The sequence below is a fragment of the Dietzia timorensis genome (assembly GCF_020742175.1).
Classification (GTDB): Bacteria; Actinomycetota; Actinomycetes; order Mycobacteriales; family Mycobacteriaceae; genus Dietzia; species Dietzia timorensis_A.
Window position 1 is genome coordinate 1 of sequence record NZ_DYXM01000222.1, and the last position, 16,191, is coordinate 16,191.

Sequence of the window (16,191 nt, forward strand, 5' to 3'; positions counted from 1 at the left end):
TCGTCGACGAGCTCCTCCGCCGCCGCCACGAGCTCGATCGCATCGGGCATCAGCGTCCGCTCGTCGGCGATCACCTCGAGCTTGACCCAGTTCGTGCCGAGCGCCTCGCGCGCCATCTTCGCCGTCTTCACGGCCTCGCGCGCGCTGCGGCACCCAGCAGTATTCGGCAGCGTGCGAATCCCGAGCTCGCCGAGCAGCGGCAGCAGCCCGGCGCCGTTATAGCCGGCGCGCAGATCGACCTTCCGGATCGACACCGTCGTCAGCGCCGTGCCCGAGGCGATCAGAGCCTCGCGCAGAATCTCCTGGTTGGAAGCACCGCCGGTACCCATGATCAACCGCGAGGGCACCTCCTCGCCGGCAATAACCAGCGGCGGCAGCGCATCGCCCGGGTTGGCATCCGTTTCCGCCGAGCCAGCGGCGAACTCGTCCCCCACGCCGCTATCCGCCCTGAACCGCGGTAAGAACGTCGACCTGCGCATCCGCGCGCAGCGACACCTGCGCCCAACGCGCCGCGGGCACGACGTCGTCGTCGACGGCGATCGCCACGCCCGATTCCGGCAGGTCGAGAATGCGCGCGAGATCCGCGACCGTCGACCCGGCGGGCACCTCTCGCGCCTCGCCATTCACGGCCACCGAGATCGCCTCGGCCGCAGCACCTGAGTGCTTCTCCACCGAATTCTGGTCCACTGGCATGTCAGTTCACGTCCTTTCTCCCGCGCAGGATGCGCGCCGGATGAGCTGCGGCGACCGCACCCGACACGGCCGCATCCGCTCCCTCTTCAAGGTAGGCCAGGATTGCCTCGGCCGTCACGCTCGACAGCGCCACCCCGTTCCTGCCGTGTCCTGTGGCCGCGAGAATCAGCGGGGCAACGGGTTCGCCACCTCCGGCGTCATTCGCAAATGACGTCGGACCTCCCAGCAATTCCGGCGGCAGCGGCCCGATGTACGGCAGATTATCGGCGGACATCGGCCGCAAGCCGGCGATGGTCTCGCGGAGCTCGTACTCGCCGATCGCGGGGAACACGGTTTCGGCGTCGGAGAGGAGATCGCGCACGCCGGCGACGGTGACCTGGCGGTCCTCGCCGTGCTCGTACTGCGTCGCACCCACGACGAGGCCACCCTCGCGCGGTACGAGATACAGCGGCCGACCGCGCACCTGCGCGCGCACGACGTGGGTGGGCGCGGGCTCGCAGCCGGGGCGCTCGAACAGCCGCAGGACCTCGCCTTTGACGTTCCGCACGGGCAAGTTGGCGAGCCGCGACGAACCCTCCCCGGCGGCGATGACGACCGCGTTGAAGCCGGCCTCCGCGCCCGCACCGAGCTGGTCGAGATTCTCGATGCGGCGGCGGACGAAGGCGACGCCCAGCGCTTCGGTGCCGCGGCGGAGCGCACCGAGCAGGCGGCGGTTGTCGATCGAACCCTCGCCGGGCATGTAGTGGGCGCTGCGGATCTGGCCGGTGAGCCCCGGTTCGAGCGCTCGCATGTCGCGCCGGGTGATGCGGCGGACCGGGTTCTCGGCCGCGAGGTTGTTCTGGTCGGCGTCCCCCAGCGTCGCCGGATCGACGGTATCCGCACCGCTCTGCGGCTCGAGGCCAGCCGTCTCGAGCGCCCAGTCGAGCGCGAGATTATTGTCGCGCGCGTCCGCGGAATCGCAGCCGAGGAGGAGGCAACCGTTTCCGGTGCGGATGTCGCCGAAGGTCCACGGGTCGGCGGGCTCGGCGCTCTCGCCTTCCGCTGCCGCCTCACCATCGCTTCCGCCGCTCGCCTGGTAGGGCGCCAGCTCCTCGAGCAGCGCAGGCCACGCGGCGAGTGCCTCAAGCCCGAGGCGGAGCCCGTCCGGCTCGCCGGGCCACGCCTCCGAGTACGGCGCGAGCATTCCGCCGGCGACCCACGCGGCCGAGCGTGCGGGCGTTCCCGCGGGCCCGGAATCGTCGGGGTCGAACACCGTAACCTCGAACCCGGCGCGCGCGGCGCGGAACGCGATCGTCAGGCCGATCACCGAGCCGCCGATGATGGCGACCTTCCGTGCTGCGGCCAACGCGATTTCCTCCCAGTATTGTTGAGCTATGCCAGCTGATTCGTCCCGAGCTGATTCGCCCCAGGCCGATCCCGCCAACCAGATTACGCCGCGCCCCACCGGCGGTGACGCCCTGCGCGTCTGGCGCCGAGAGCGCCTTGCCACCGCCCGCCTCTACGTCTGCATCGACGCGCGCCGGGATCGCGACGCCGCCGCCCGCGAGTCCGGATGGTCCGGCGACTTCCCCGCCCTTCGCCGCGATGTCCGCGCCGCGTTTGCCGGCGGCGTCGACATCGTGCAGCTGCGCGACAAGGGCTCGGCCGGCGAGCGCGAGTTCGGCCCACTGGAAGCACTCCACGAGACGACGGCGCTGCGCGTCCTCGCCGAGGAGGCCGCCTCCGCCGGCGCCTTGTTCGCGGTCAACGACCGCGCCGATGTGGCATACGCGGTGTCGGCGGACGTGATGCATCTCGGCCAGGACGATCTCCCCGTGGCCGTGGCCAGGGAGATTCTCGGCGCCGGCCCGATTATCGGCCGCTCCTGCCACGCGGCCGAGGAAGTCGACGCGGCCCTCGCCGATGCCTACGTCGACTATTTCTGCACCGGCCCCACGTGGCCGACCCCGACCAAGCCCGGCCGCGAAGCTCCCGGCCTGCCGCTGGTCGAGCACGCGGCGACCGCCTCTGCCTCCGCCGCCAACTCGCCCTCAGCCAGCGCCGACGCACCCAGCACCTCCCCTGCCGCCAAGCCGTGGTTCGCGATCGGCGGCATCGACGTCTCGAATGTCGGCGAGGTTCTCGCGGCCGGTGCTTCGCGCGTCGTCGTCGTTCGCGCAGTGACGGCGGCGGACGACATCACCTCGGCCGCCCGGGAAATGCGGGCCGCCGTTACCGCGCAGCTCTAGGTCCGACGGCCTCGCCTGTAGTCCGGCGCTCTCCTTCCGCGCCGAACCCGCCCTCTTGTCCATGCCGTCCTCGTCGACCGCGCGCAATAACCCACCCGGGGTGCCACACACCAACTTGCGGGCGTACACACCAACTTGTGGGCCTATAAACCAACCCAGGAACACGAATTTCTCGACCGCAGGTTGGTGTGTAGCCCCGCAGGTTGGTGTGTATCGCTCTCCGGGGGCGACTTCATACCGTCGAAAGAGCTACCCGGGAGATCGCAACCGCAGTGGCTATTGGGACCGGTGTGGTCGCGGGTCGCTACTTCAGCCCGAGGCGCGAGAGGAACCCGCCGGAGCCGAGCACCGAAATCCCAGCCGGCAGCCTATTGCGCAGGCCACGGTCGGAGGTCACGACGAGGACATTGCCGGGGCCGGCCGTTGCGAGTTCGGCGGACGCCACGTCGACGATCGTGTCGTCACCCTCGCCGGGCGCGTCGACCCGCACGAGGGAGGCCGGCGACTCGGCTTTCTTGGCCGCGCCCTCGACGACCACGGTGGTCCGGGCGAGCCAGGTACCTCCGGCGTCAGAGGTGGGTTGGTCGCCCGCCGAGGCCGACCCCGACCCCGCAGAAGTCCCGCCGCCAGACATGGCACCCGGCGCGAGCGCGCACGGCACAGCGCCTGCAAGGTCGCCGAGCAGCGCGGACGTGTAGCCCGCGCGGTCGCGCCACCAGCCGTTCGACCGCGAGCCCAGCACATTCGCGACATCGACCACGCACGACACCGGCCGCGCGCGAAGCGACGGCCACGCCTCGGCGAACGCGGGCATCAAATTGAACCCCTCCACCTCGGACTGACGCACCCAGCGCAGCTCGACCGACTCGTAGTTCGCGATCGTGTCGAGCGGCTCAGGGACGTCCGCGAACACCGTCGTGTACGTCCACTCGATGGAATGCGAACGGCTCATCCCACCTGGCAAAGAGCCGTCGTGCCGAAGCGCACCGATGCGGGTACGCGGGCGGGGGACGCCGGACATGCGCGAGGTGACGCGCTCGCCGCGGACGCGAACCGCCCCCACGGGGATTCCGGCCTCCTCGAACGTTTCGCGCGCGGCGGCCTCGGCGGGCGTCTCGCCGGAGTCGATGGCCCCGCCGGGGAGCGCCCACGTGTCGCCGGACGCCGTCCACTTCGCGCGGTGCTGCAGCAGGACGAGCGGATCGGCGGGATCGTCGGGGCTCGGCGCGCGCAGGAGCAGCCCGGCCGCGCCGAACAGCCCCCAGCGGCGCTGGGAATCCGGGCCGATGACCCAGCCGCCGCCGTCGCCTTCGTCCGCCAAATCCATGGGTCACATCCGTCGATCGTGTTGGTTCCGATTCGGCCCCGTCGGTCCGCAACATCACGCCGCGGCGCGGGGCCCACCTCCCCAGTGTGTCGCAAAGTGCCGGAAGCGGCCCGCGCGCCGGGCGCGAGGCGCAAAATGGGGTCATCGCGCACGGGCGAGTGGGCAGCCAACGCAATTCACACTAACCTCATAAGTCTCACGTATAACACCGCGCGTGGCACTTCGATTCACATTAGGCTAGAGCAGACGCACAAGCTGAGGAGGTGGGACGTGACCGCAGTGGACACGGCCGATACGGCCAAAGCTGCGCCCGTGCTGCCGACGTCGCTGTCGCAACGGCCGGGACTTCGCGCGCGCCTCGGCCGCTTCCTCAAGGGCACGAACTCCACCCCGGGAAAAATGACGGCGTTCACGCTGGTCATCCTCCTCATCACGCTCGTCACCGGCCTTTATACGGCGCAGACGGCCTCGGATCGCAAGACCCAGCGCGACCTTTTGCTCGCCGAGATCGAGCCCGTCGCCAACGCCTCCCAGACGCTGTATTCCTCGCTGTCGATCGCGGATTCGGCGGCCAACACCGCGTTCCTCACCGGCGGCGTCGAGTCGACCGAGCTGCGCGATCGCTACAACAACGCAATCGGCACGTCGGCGGCGGCGATCATCGCGGCGACCCAGAGCCTCGAGACCTCCGAGTCCGGGCAGTCGCAGATGCTCGCCGAGATCAACTCCAAGCTCACCACCTACACCGGCCTCGTCGAGACCGCGCGCACGAACAACCGCGTGGGCAACCCCGTGGGCACCGCGTACCTCGCGGAGGCCTCGGCGATGATGCAGGACGACATCCTCCCGTCGGCCGCCGACCTGTTCGACGACCAGTCGTCCTCGGTGCAGGAGTTCTCCGGCGAATGGTCCTCACCGCCGTGGATGTCGTTCATCTGGCTGTCCATCGCCGTCGCCATGCTCGTGTTGCTGCAGGTGTGGCTGCGGCGGGCGACGGGCCGGCAGTTCAACATCGGTCTCGCCGCGGCCACGCTCCTCGTGGTCCTCGCCCTCGGCTGGACGATGCTCGGCGGGCTCGTCATGGCGACGGGCAATTCGCGCGGCCTCTCCGAGGGCGCCGCGCCGATGAGCGAGCTCACCCGCGCCCGCATCTGGGTGCAGCAGGCGCGCGCCACGGAGACCCTCGACATCGTCCGCCGCACCGATCCCGAGTCCGCCTCGGACGAGCGGACCCGAAAGATGGAGGAGATCCGCCGCACGCTGTCCGCCTACCTCGAGTCCGGCTCGAACGCGGACGCCGGCCTCGACGCCGACGGCGCGATCACCGACGCCGTCAATTCCCTCGACGACTGGCAGGCCACGCAGCGCCGCGCCGACTCGCTGTACCAACAAGGCGACTACCAGGGCGCGATCGCCGCGTCGACCGGCCGCGAGGAGGGCGAGTCCGGCGCCGCATTCGACGAGCTCGATTCGGCGCTCGTCGATGCGATCGAGAAGGCGCGCGACCGCCTGCGCTCCGTCATCGACGAGGCGCGCGCCACCTCCGACACCACGCCGGACGCCGTCCGAACGCTCACCTTCCTCGCGCTGCTCGCGTGTGTGGCGGGCATCGCGCCGCGCATCCGCGAGTATTTGTAGGGTGGGCACCATGGGTTCCGGGCAGGTCAGAATGGATGACGGCGGGCTCGCCGCGCGCCCAGGCGTGCGCGCCTCCGGGCGCCAAACGTCCATTCGACGCGCCGCATCCGCCGCCGCCTGCGCGGTGCTTCTCGGCGCGGGCCTCGCGGCCTGCTCCCCAGGCAATCCGGACCCCGCCGCGGAGGGGACAACGTCGACGTCATCCAGCGCCCCGACCACCTCCGGCGCGATCCCGAAGGTCGATGCGGGACCGCCGCTGCCCGCGGATGCGCGGGTGATGTCGCTCGGCGATCTGCCCGACCCTGCGAACGGCGACTGCGAGCTTTTCCAGACACTGCCGCCCGATTCGGACGCCGAGGCCGAGGATCTCGTGCCGAAGATCTACGACCGCGGCCGACTCATCGTCGGGCTCGACCAGGGGTCGAACCTGTTCAGCTTCCGCGATCCCGTGTCCGGGGAGCTCGAGGGGTTCGATGTCGACCTCGCGAAGGAGATCGCGCGCGATATCTTCGGCGACCCCGAGCGCGTCGAGTTCCGTTCGTTGACCTCCGGCGAGCGGATCGCCGCGCTGCAGGACCACCGGGTCGACGTGGTGGTCAAGTCGATGTCGATCACGTGCGAGCGGCGCGAACACGTGCGCTTCTCTGCCCCCTATTACAGCGCCAACCAGCGCCTTCTCACCCTGCGAGGCTCGGAGATCGGCCAGCTCAGCGACCTCGACGGCAAGCGCGTGTGCGTGGCCGAGGGGACGACGTCAGCGGCGAAGCTGCGGGATATCGTCGGCGACGTGACCGTGCTGAGCGTGAACACGTGGGCAGACTGCCTCGTCGCGATCCAGCAGGAGCAGGTCGATGCGATCACCACCGACGACGCGATCCTCGCCGGCATGGTCGCCCAGGACCCGAACCTCGTGATCGTCGGCGACTACGTCAGCGCCGAGCCGTACGGCGTGGGCATTCCGCCGAACCGCCCCGGCGACAACACCGACGGGCTCGTACGGCAGGTCAACGGGACGCTCGAACGGATTCGTTCCTCCGGCCGCTGGCGCGAGATGTACAACAAGTGGCTGAGCCAATACGGTTCGAACCCCGTCATGCCGCGCCCGGTGTACTCCGAGGATCTCCCCGATGACGCCGGACTATCCTCATCCACATCGAAGCCGCAGTCCTCGACACCGCCGACGTCGAACTCTACGTCCACCTCTACTTCCGAAGAGGGAGGGAACTAGCGATGGCTACAGGCCGCGCAGACAACGACACCTCCTCGCGGAACCGGCCGCTCGACGACGAGCCCACGGTCGGCACCCAGGCGGTCACGCCGGAGCCGGAGGACTCTTCCGATCCGGCACCCGCAAAGGCCGCCGAACCCACGCAGGAAACCGGCGCGATGCAGGTCACGGGCGCGATGGAAGCGACCGGAGCCATGCAGCACACCGGTGCGATGCAACCCACCGGGGCAATGCCCTCGACCGGACCAGCGGGCCGGCGATCCACGGGTAGGAACACCGAGGACGAGGAGTTCACCGCCGGCGCCGGCCTCGACACGAGCACGCGCGCGCAACTCACCACGAACGTGCTCTCCGATTCCGGCGGGCGCCAGGGCCGCGACGACTTCGCCCCCGGCCCGCGCTTCCGAATGCGCAAGCCCTCCGAGCCCAAGAGTCGCCTATCCTTGGCGGCCGAGGGCCTGGTCGAGCTGCCATACATCAGCCCGCGCGACCCGGCGGCAGCACTCATGTCGCCGGAGAAGATCGCGCAGGAAATCGACGACTCCGAAGGCCGGCTCCCCGAGCCCGAGCTACAGCCCGGCGATATCGTCGCCGATCAGTACGAGGTCCAGGGCTGCCTCGCGCACGGCGGCATGGGCTGGATCTACATCGCCATCGACCACAACGTCTCCGACCGCTGGGTCGTGCTCAAGGGCCTGCTCCACGCCGACCGCGCCGAGGCCCGCAAGGTCGCGGTGTCCGAGCGAGAGTTCCTCGCCGAGCTCTCGCACCCGTCGATCGTGCGTATCTTCAACTTCATCCACGACGACTGGGCGATCTCGCCGAACCACGGCGGCTACATCGTCATGGAGTACGTCGGCGGCCCGAGCCTGCGTGACGTGCGCCGCGAGTCCTCCGACCGCGTCCTGCCCGTGGAGACGGCGATCGCCTACGTCCTCGAGGTCCTCCCCGCCCTCGGCTACCTGCATTCGGTCGGGCTCGTCTACAACGACCTCAAGCCCGAGAACATCATGCTCACCGAGGAGCACGTCAAGCTCATCGACATGGGCGCGGTCTCGGGCATCGGCTCGTACGGCTACATCTACGGCACGCCCGGGTTCCAGGCGCCGGAGATCGCGCGCACCGGACCGTCGGTCGCCTCGGACCTCTACACCGTCGGCCGCACGCTCGCCTCGCTCATTTGCCGCCTCCCGGTGAAGAACGGCCGCTACGCCGACGGCATCCCGTCCCCTCTCGAGGAGCCGCTGTTCTCACAGTACGACTCGCTGTACCGCTTCCTCCTCCGCGCGACCAACCCGAACCCGAACATGCGTTTCCGCACCGCAGAAGGCATGGCGGGGCAGCTCATGGGTGTCCTGCGCGAGGTCGTCGCGCTGCGGACGGGCGTCCCGCAGCCGGCGTTCTCGGCCGTGTTCTCCCCGCAGCGCGCGACTTTCGGCACGCTCTATTCGCTCATCCCCGTCGACTCGATCATCGACGGCCGCCCGCGCGGCCACACCCTCTCGGGCCCGGAGCTCGTCAACTCGCTGCCCGCCCCGCTCATCGAGCCCGGGGATCCCTCGGCGCAGCGCCTCAACGCGGCATCCTTCGCCTCCGCCGAGGAGCGGCTCGAAACGCTACAAAAGTTGTATGACGACGAACTTGCTGCACACGCAAAGAAGGCCAAGGCCTCCCAGGACCCGGAGCAAGGGATAACCTCGGCCTCGTCCAGCAAGGCGAAAACACCTTCCGACGACGTGAAAGACGCGGGCGCCGTCGGCGGGCCGCCGACCACGACTGACGGACAGATCTCCTCCGCCGCGGCCTCCGAGGCGAACGCGAAGCGCCACGCCGACGACGCCCCGTCGGCGAACACGCAGGCCGCCGCAACCCAGGGCGCCCACACGCAGGCTGCCGCCACACAGGCCAGCTCGACGCAAGCCGCGCCGACCCAGGCCGCCTCTACTCAAGAACAGTCCACACAGGCTGCGCAGTCGACGCTCGACAAGACGACGGCCGCCGGAGGATCGGACGCCTTGCCGGGCGGCGCATCTGCGACGTCATCGGGTGGAGGCACCTACGCCCACCGCGTGCCGGGCCCGTCGGTGGGGCTGACGATGGCGCTCGTGCGCGCGTACCTCGACGTCGGCGACATCCTCGCCGCGCGGGAGTTGTTGCTGCCGCAGAAGGACGATTTCGAGATCGAATGGCGTCTCGCCTGGTACGGCGGCGTCCTCTACCTTCTCGAGGGCAACCCGGTCGGCGCATACGGGCGGTTCCAGCAGGTGCTGTCGGCGATGCCAGGCGAGACGGGGCCGAAGCTCGCGCTCGCCGCGACCGCGGAGCTGATCCTCGACTATGCCGGCGAAAGCGAACGCGCCCGCTGGCAGCGCGCATCCGAGCAGCTGTACCGGCGCGTGTGGTCGACCGACCGTTCGGTGATCTCCTCGGCATTCGGCCTCGCCCGCCAGCTGCAGAAACGCGGCGAGACGGACGCGGCGATCGAGGAGCTCGACAACGTCCCGATGAACTCGCGCTACTGGGCGATCGCGCAGCTCACGACGATCATGCTGCTATGCGAGGGGCGCGAGATCGAGGACCTGGAGGAGCGGCACCTGCGCGATGCAGCCCGCCGCGTATCGGCGCTGCCGACCGGCGAGCACCGCGCTCTGCAGACCCGGTTCGTCGTCCTTCGCACGGCGCTCGAGTGGCTGCGCGGCACCGACAAGCCGCGCCCGTCGCAGTCGCCGCTGCTCGGCGTTCCGTTCACGAATTTCGGCCTGCGCACCGGGCAGGAGCGCGTGCTGCGCGCGCTCGCCCGCAATATGGGCACACGCCAGCAGCGCTACCGGCTCGTCGACTGGGCCAACGAGGTCCGCCCGAACACCCTGTTCTAGGCGCCGCGTTTGGCGAGGCTCGTAGGCTGGGGGTATGAGCACCCCGACGTCATCCACCATCCATCTCGACGCGCAGTTCGCCGAGGCGTTGCCCGAGATGGCGGTCCCGACCGCCGCCGAGGTGCCGGCGAAGGCGCAGCTGGTCGCGGTCAACGATGCGCTCGCCGCCGAGCTCGGCCTCGACGCCGACTGGCTGCGCAGCGACGACGGAACGGCGTTCCTCACCGGGCAGGACACCGCCGCCGGGACCTTCGTCGCCCAGGCCTATTCGGGGCACCAGTTCGGCAACTTCAACCCGCACCTCGGCGACGGGCGCGCGCTCCTGCTCGGCGAGCTCCGCAACCGCGCGGGGCGGCTGCGCGACATCGGGCTCAAGGGCTCCGGACGCACCCGGTTCTCGCGGATGGGCGATGGCCGCGCGGTCCTCGGGCCGATGCTGCGCGAGTACCTGATCAGCGAGGCGATGGCCGCGCTCGGCGTGCCGACCACACGCTCGCTCGCCGTCATCGCCACGGGCCACGGCGTGCGCCGCGAAACCATCCAGCCCGGCGCGATGCTCGTGCGCGTCGCCTCCAGCCACCTGCGCGTCGGCTCGTTCCAATACGCGCGCGTCGCCGGCGACGACGACCTCCTGCGCCGCCTCGCCGACCACGCCATCGCGCGCCACCACCCCGACGCCGCCGACGCGGAGAACCCGTACCTCGCGCTGCTCGACGCGGTGATCTCCGCGCAGGCCTCGCTCGTCGCGCAGTGGATGAACGTCGGCTTTATCCACGGCGTGATGAACACCGACAATATGACCATCTCCGGCGAGACCATCGACTACGGCCCGTGCGCGTTCATGGACCACTTCGACCCGGCGACCGTGTTCAGCTCGATCGATGCGCAGCGCCGCTACGCCTACGGCAACCAGCCGCAGATCGCGCACTGGAACCTCGTCCGCTTCGCCGAGACGCTGCTGCCGCTGCTCACCGACACCCCCGAGCGCGGCATCGAGCTCGCGGAGGCCTCGCTCCGCCGCTTCCCCGATCTCTACACCGACGCCTGGCGCGCCGGGTTGGCAGCGAAGCTCGGCCTTTCCGCCGGATCTGCGAGTGCGGGCTCTGCCGACGGCGTCCCGCCCGAGTTGCTCGGAGACCTCATGGATCTCCTGACGTCGCACGCGCTCGATTTCACCACGTTCTTCCGCGCCCTCGCGCGCGTAACCAGCGACGATCGGACGCCGGTGACCTCCCTCGTGTCCGAACCCGAGGCCCTCGACGCGTGGCTCACCCGCTGGCTGGACCTCAGCCCGGACCGCGAGCTCATGGACCGGACGAACCCGGTCTACATTCCGCGCAATCACCTTGTCGAGGAGGCGCTCGACGCCGCGACGGGCGGGGACCTCGCACCCTTCGGCACGCTGCTCGACGCCGTGACCTCGCCGTTCACCGAACGCGCAGGCTTCGAGCGCTACGCGCAGCCCGCGCCCGAGGATTTCGGCCCGTACACCACCTATTGCGGCACCTGATTGCTCCGCCGCAGCATTCATCGGCGCCAGACACCTACTTCCGGCCTACACACCAACGTGCGGGCGTAGAAACCAACCTCAGCTCACGATTTTCCGGACCGTAGATTGGTGTCTGCGCCCGCGAGTTGGTGTGTGGGCGGCGTGTGCCCCGCCCCGGCGCGGAAGCCGCTACGCCCCGCCGACAACCTCGTCCGCGAACCGCGCGATCGCGAGCTCCTCGTTCGTCGGCACAACCAGCGCCGCAACCTTCGAGCCCTCGCCGGAAATCACCCGCGCGCCCTTGCCGGACTCGTTCGCCGCCGAATCCACCGCCACGCCCCAGCTCTCGAACCCCGCCAACACATCCGCCCGCAGGCGCGGCGCATTCTCGCCGATCCCCGCGGTAAAAGTGATCGCGTCGACCCGACCGAGCACGGCCCAGTACGCGCCCACGTACTTGCGCAACCGGTGCACGGTGACGTCGTACGCCAGCTGCGCATCGGCGTCCCCGGCATCGGCCCGCTCCAGCACCTCGCGGAAGTCCGACACCCCGGCAAGACCCTTGAGCCCCGAGGCGCGGTTGAGCCCCTCGGACAGCTCCTTCGGCGAGACGCCCTGCTCGTCCATCAGGTGAATGAGCGCACCCGGGTCCACATCGCCCGGCCGCGTTCCCATCACGAGGCCCTCCAACGGAGTGAGCCCCATCGACGTCTCCACCGCCTCGCCGCCTGCGACCGCCGAGGCCGAGGCGCCGTTGCCCAGGTGCAACACGATCTGGTTGACGTCGGAGTACGAGCGCCCCAGGACCAGCGCGGCCTGCTCGGACACGTACGCGTGCGACGTGCCGTGGAAACCGTAGCGGCGGATGTCCCACTCCGGCGGCACCGCGTAGGTGTACGCCGAGGCCGGCAGGGTGGAGAAGAAGCCGGTGTCGAACACCGCGACGTGCGGCAGTTCGGGGAACATCTCCCGCGCCACGCGGATGCCGCGCAGGTTCGCCGGGTTGTGTAGCGGCGCCAGCTCGGCGAGCCTCTCGATCTCGTCCTCGACCGCGGAGTCGACGAGCGTCGGCTGCGTGAATTTGGACCCGCCGTGCACGACGCGGTGCCCGACGATCGACACTCCCACGTCCTTCGGGTGCACGCCCAATTCCGCGACGAGCTCGAGCACGACCTCCAGTGCTTCGCCGTGGTTGGCGAGGTCGACCTGCCGCTCGCGTCGTTCGCCGTCATCCCCCGCCTGCACATGCACGACGGAACCGCTGTCGCCGATCCGCTCGGACAGCGAGGTGGCGAGGGTCTCGCCGTCGGTGTCGACGATCTGCATTTTGAGGCTGGACGAGCCGGAGTTGATCACGAGGACCTTGGTCACGGTGCTCCTTCGAAGGTTGGACGGCGGGCCGCCGGCGCGAGGGCCGCCGGGGCTAGGACTTCTGCGCCTGGATCGCGGTGATCGCGACCGTGTTGACGATGTCCTCGACGAGCGCGCCCCGCGAGAGATCGTTGATCGGCTTGTTCAGGCCCTGCAGGACCGGGCCGATCGCCACGGCGCCGGCGGTGCGCTGCACGGCCTTATAGGTGTTGTTGCCGGTGTTGAGGTCGGGGAAGATGAGCACGGTCGCCTGCCCCGCGACGTCCGATCCGGGCGCCTTCTTCTGCGCGACGATCGGGTCGACGGCGGCGTCGAACTGGATCGGCCCCTCGACGGGAATGCCGGTGAGCCGCTCCTCGGCGACGCTCGTGCCCTCGCGGACCTTCTCCACCTCCTCGCCCGAACCGGAGTCGCCGGTCGAGTACGACAGCATCGCCACGCGCGGATTGATGCCGAACTGCGAGGCCGTCTCCGCCGAGGACACGGCGATGTCGGCGAGCTGCGCCGCGGTGGGGTCGGGCACGACCGCGCAGTCCGCGAACGCGAGCACGTGGTCGGCCAGACACATGAAGAACACCGAGGACACCGTGTTCACGCCCGGCTTGGTCTTGATCACCTCGAGCGAGGGCCGGATCGTGTGCGCCGTGGTGTGCGCGGCGCCGGAGACCATGCCGTCGGCCATGCCCTCGAGCACCATCATGGTGCCGAAGTACGAGATGTCGGCGACCTTCTCGCGCGCCTGCTCCAACGTCACGCCCTTGTGCTTGCGCAGCTTGGCGTATTTCTTCGCGAACCTCTCCCGGTGCTTGCTCGTCGCCGGGTCGAGGATCGTCGCGTCGCCGAGGTCGATGCCGAGCTCCTCGGCGCGCGCCGGAACGGCCTCCTCGTCTCCGAGGATCGTCAGCTTCGCCACGTCGCGGCGCATCAGCCTCCCGGCGGCGTGGAGGATGCGGTCGTCGGTGCCTTCGGGAAGCACGATATGACGGCGGTCGCTCCGCGCCTGCTCGAGGAGGCGGTATTCGAACATCTGCGGGGTAATGACGTCGGGGATCCGCACCTGCAGGCGTTCCATCAGCTCCGAGGTGTCGACATACTTCTCCATCAGCGACAACGCCGCCTCCACCTTGCGGCCGGACGTGGAGTTAATTCGCCCGCGGGTGCTCGAGGCGATGGAAGCGGATTCGTAGGTCCCGTGCTTGGTCTTGATGATCGGCATCGACGGCTTGAGCCCGTGGATGAGCCGGTCGAGTTCGGGCGACGGCTCGACGCCGCCGTTCCACACCATGCCCGCGAGCGATGGGAAGCCCTCGGCGTTGTGTGCCGAAGCCACCGCGAGCACGGCGTCCGTGCGGTCGGCGGGAACGATGACAACCTGGCCGTCCTTGAGGCGCGCGAGGATGCGATCGGCGGTCATGCCGCCGACCATCATGTGCATCGCCTCGCGGTCGAGCAGTGCCGGATCGCCGGCGTGGAATTCGCCGTCGAGCGCATCCATCAGCTCGCCCATCGTCGGCGCGACGAGCACCGGGTCCTCGGGCACCGCCCACACGGGCATGTCGAGCGAGCTGAGCGCGGACTCGATGTCCTCGACCGCGTCAGGGTCGCATCGGTTCGCGACGAGCGCCACCGGGTGCGCGTGGTGATTACGCAGCTCCTGCAGCGAGACCTCCGCGTTGCCGGCGATCTCCTCCGGGGTGCGCTTGAACGACTTGACCACCAGCAGCACCCCGATGCCGAGGTTCGTCGCAATCAGCCCGTTGACGTCGAACTCCGGCGGGTACGCCACGCCGGTGTAGTCCGAGCCGAGCACGACGACGGCGTCGCACTGGTCCGCGACCGCGTGGTAGCGCTGCACGATCTCGTCGATCCGCTGCTCGGGGTTCGCGTGGAACAGGTCCCCCGCGACACCGATGCAGTCCTCGTACGGGATGTCGACGGTCGTGTGCTGCTGCAGCACCTCGAGGATCTCGTCGCGCTCGCCTTCTGCGATCGGCGCGATCGGCCGGAATACGCCCACGCGCTGCACCTTGCCGGCGAGGAACCGCAGCAGGCCCAGCGCCACCGTCGACTTACCGGTCGCACCCTCGGAGGCCACCACGAACACGCTTGACGGCGCGGCGTCGCTGTCATCCGTGCGACGCTCGGGCACGGTCGCCGGCGCCGACGTCGCCTTGTCTGCCGCTGCCTTCTTTGTCGACGCGGTCTTTTTGGCCGACTCGGCCTTCTTCGTCGAAGCGCCCTTCGCCGAGGCCTTCTTCGAGCCGGCCTTCCCCTGCGACTTCTTGGTCGACTTCTCGGCCTTCGCCGTCGACTTCTTCGCCGACGACACAGCCGAGGCCTTCTTCGAGGAAGCCTTCGTGCTGCCGCCCTTCTTCGCCTTGCGGCCGGCGGCCTTCTTTTCGCTTGCTTCGGTATCCGACGCTTTGCTCACGCCGTCCAGTTTGCCAGCATCCGAGATTCCGGGTGCGACTGCGCTCCACTGCAGCGTCCTGCAGCTACACCACCGACGGCCGGTCGAAGTTCGACACGTCCGCGCCGCGGGTCTCGAGCCGCTCCATCAGCGCATCCGCGCCCTTCTCGGCCGCAAACTGCAATTCGCCGCGGGTGATCGGAACGGCCTGCAGCCGCGTAAGTACGGCGTCATCGGAAAGCTCGCGGACCACCTCGAGCTCCGGCCACAGGAATGGCGGCACGAGCAGAATGTGCTCGCAACGCAGGTTCGGCGCCACGAACTTCACCGCATCGGGGATGACGGCGCCGGGCGCGATATGAAACGTGCCATTGGATGCGGCGAGCGCGCACGCGTCCGTGACGTCCGCGGCCTCCCGCGCGGTCGTGCGGGCGGCGAGAACGAACTCGGTGCGCAGCTCCTTCCCGTCCTCGGACGTGAGGTTCGTGGGGAATTTCCGGACGCCGCTCGTCGCATAGGTGGAAAAGCCCGGCGCGGGCACGCCGTCGGCGACGACCACATCGCAGTGCCACTCGGTCTGGTTGCCTTCGTCGTCCTTCTCGGTCTTGTGCGGGTAACGCAGCACCCGCATCCCCTCGACGAGCAGCGGATCCAGGCCCTCGAGGTCCGCCGGGCCGTCGAGGCCCTCGGGCATCCCCGAAGCGCCTGCGCCGCCCGCCGCCGCGCCTTTCTCTCCTACCACTGCGCCGGCACCTTCAGATCGGCGAACGCCGGCTTGAGGTCTTCGGAGAACTGCGTGAGGAAGCGGCGCTGGTCGTTGCCCGGCGCATGGAAGACGAGGTGGTTGAGGCCTGCGTCGACGTACGGCTGCAGCTGCTCGAGCACCTCCTCCGGGGTCGAGGCGACAATCCAGCGCTTGGCGACCTGCTCG

General features: G+C 69.6%; 11 protein-coding genes and 2 pseudogenes. 5 read left to right on the plus strand and 8 right to left on the minus strand.

The features are described from left to right. From thiG to K8V11_RS11395, 3 genes and pseudogenes are all read right to left on the minus strand, one after another. Positions 1-329: pseudogene (thiG, locus tag K8V11_RS11385) on the minus strand (thiazole synthase); the annotation flags it as partial. 109 nt (positions 330-438) lie between these two features. After that, entirely contained in the window at positions 439-693 is a 255-nt protein-coding gene (thiS, locus tag K8V11_RS11390; protein ID WP_369693073.1) for a sulfur carrier protein ThiS, read from the minus strand. Position 694: 1 nt separating this feature from the next. Then, the gene (locus K8V11_RS11395) at positions 695-2,038 is read right to left on the minus strand and encodes an FAD-dependent oxidoreductase (protein WP_303914224.1); all 1,344 of its coding nucleotides are present in this window, start codon (positions 2,036-2,038) and stop codon (positions 695-697) included. 28 nt (positions 2,039-2,066) lie between these two features. Between K8V11_RS11395 and thiE the strand changes: the two genes are divergently transcribed. After that, positions 2,067-2,921, plus strand: coding sequence for a thiamine phosphate synthase (gene thiE / locus K8V11_RS11400; RefSeq protein ID WP_303914227.1), 855 nt, complete (start codon positions 2,067-2,069; stop codon positions 2,919-2,921). A gap of 304 nt (positions 2,922-3,225) precedes the next feature. Here thiE and K8V11_RS11405 read toward each other — a convergent pair whose 3' ends face one another. Continuing rightward, positions 3,226-4,248: an NUDIX hydrolase gene (locus tag K8V11_RS11405; RefSeq protein WP_303914229.1), complete on the minus strand. Its 1,023-nt coding sequence runs from the start codon at positions 4,246-4,248 to the stop codon at positions 3,226-3,228. 270 nt (positions 4,249-4,518) lie between these two features. Here K8V11_RS11405 and K8V11_RS11410 point away from each other — a divergent pair, with 270 nt between their 5' ends. Genes K8V11_RS11410 through K8V11_RS11425 form a run of 4 tightly spaced genes read left to right on the plus strand, consistent with a single transcriptional unit; the run spans position 4,519 to position 11,500 of the window. Continuing rightward, positions 4,519-5,886, plus strand: coding sequence for a hypothetical protein (locus K8V11_RS11410; protein ID WP_303914231.1), 1,368 nt, complete (start codon positions 4,519-4,521; stop codon positions 5,884-5,886). A 10-nt stretch (positions 5,887-5,896) separates the two neighbouring features. Beyond that, the gene (locus K8V11_RS11415; RefSeq protein ID WP_303914233.1) at positions 5,897-7,114 is read left to right on the plus strand and encodes a glutamate ABC transporter substrate-binding protein; all 1,218 of its coding nucleotides are present in this window, start codon (positions 5,897-5,899) and stop codon (positions 7,112-7,114) included. A gap of 2 nt (positions 7,115-7,116) precedes the next feature. Continuing rightward, positions 7,117-9,990 carry a serine/threonine protein kinase gene (locus K8V11_RS11420; RefSeq protein WP_303914236.1) on the plus strand — a complete coding sequence of 958 codons (2,874 nt, stop codon included), beginning with the start codon at positions 7,117-7,119 and terminating at the stop codon, positions 9,988-9,990. Positions 9,991-10,024: 34 nt separating this feature from the next. Continuing rightward, positions 10,025-11,500: a YdiU family protein gene (locus K8V11_RS11425; RefSeq protein WP_303914239.1), complete on the plus strand. Its 1,476-nt coding sequence runs from the start codon at positions 10,025-10,027 to the stop codon at positions 11,498-11,500. A gap of 168 nt (positions 11,501-11,668) precedes the next feature. Here the strand turns inward: K8V11_RS11425 and K8V11_RS11430 are convergent, their stop codons facing one another. From K8V11_RS11430 to K8V11_RS11445, 4 genes and pseudogenes are all read right to left on the minus strand, one after another. Continuing rightward, positions 11,669-12,850, minus strand: coding sequence for an acetate/propionate family kinase (locus tag K8V11_RS11430; protein WP_303914240.1), 1,182 nt, complete (start codon positions 12,848-12,850; stop codon positions 11,669-11,671). 52 nt (positions 12,851-12,902) lie between these two features. Then, positions 12,903-14,999: a phosphate acetyltransferase gene (gene pta / locus K8V11_RS11435; protein WP_303914249.1), complete on the minus strand. Its 2,097-nt coding sequence runs from the start codon at positions 14,997-14,999 to the stop codon at positions 12,903-12,905. Positions 15,000-15,345: 346 nt separating this feature from the next. Then, positions 15,346-16,002: a suppressor of fused domain protein gene (locus K8V11_RS11440; protein WP_303914244.1), complete on the minus strand. Its 657-nt coding sequence runs from the start codon at positions 16,000-16,002 to the stop codon at positions 15,346-15,348. Continuing rightward, positions 15,996-16,191: pseudogene (locus K8V11_RS11445) on the minus strand (glucose-6-phosphate dehydrogenase (coenzyme-F420)); the annotation flags it as partial. The gene K8V11_RS11440 and the pseudogene K8V11_RS11445, both read right to left, overlap by 7 nt.

Coding starts and splice junctions, on each gene's coding strand:
- thiS (WP_369693073.1), bottom strand. CDS start 693: ATGCCAGTGGACCAGAATTCGGTGGAGAAGCACTCAGGTGCTGCGGCC.
- thiE (WP_303914227.1), top strand. CDS start 2,067: ATGCCAGCTGATTCGTCCCGAGCTGATTCGCCCCAGGCCGATCCCGCC.
- K8V11_RS11405 (WP_303914229.1), bottom strand. CDS start 4,248: ATGGATTTGGCGGACGAAGGCGACGGCGGCGGCTGGGTCATCGGCCCG.
- K8V11_RS11415 (WP_303914233.1), top strand. CDS start 5,897: ATGGGTTCCGGGCAGGTCAGAATGGATGACGGCGGGCTCGCCGCGCGC.
- K8V11_RS11420 (WP_303914236.1), top strand. CDS start 7,117: ATGGCTACAGGCCGCGCAGACAACGACACCTCCTCGCGGAACCGGCCG.
- K8V11_RS11425 (WP_303914239.1), top strand. CDS start 10,025: ATGAGCACCCCGACGTCATCCACCATCCATCTCGACGCGCAGTTCGCC.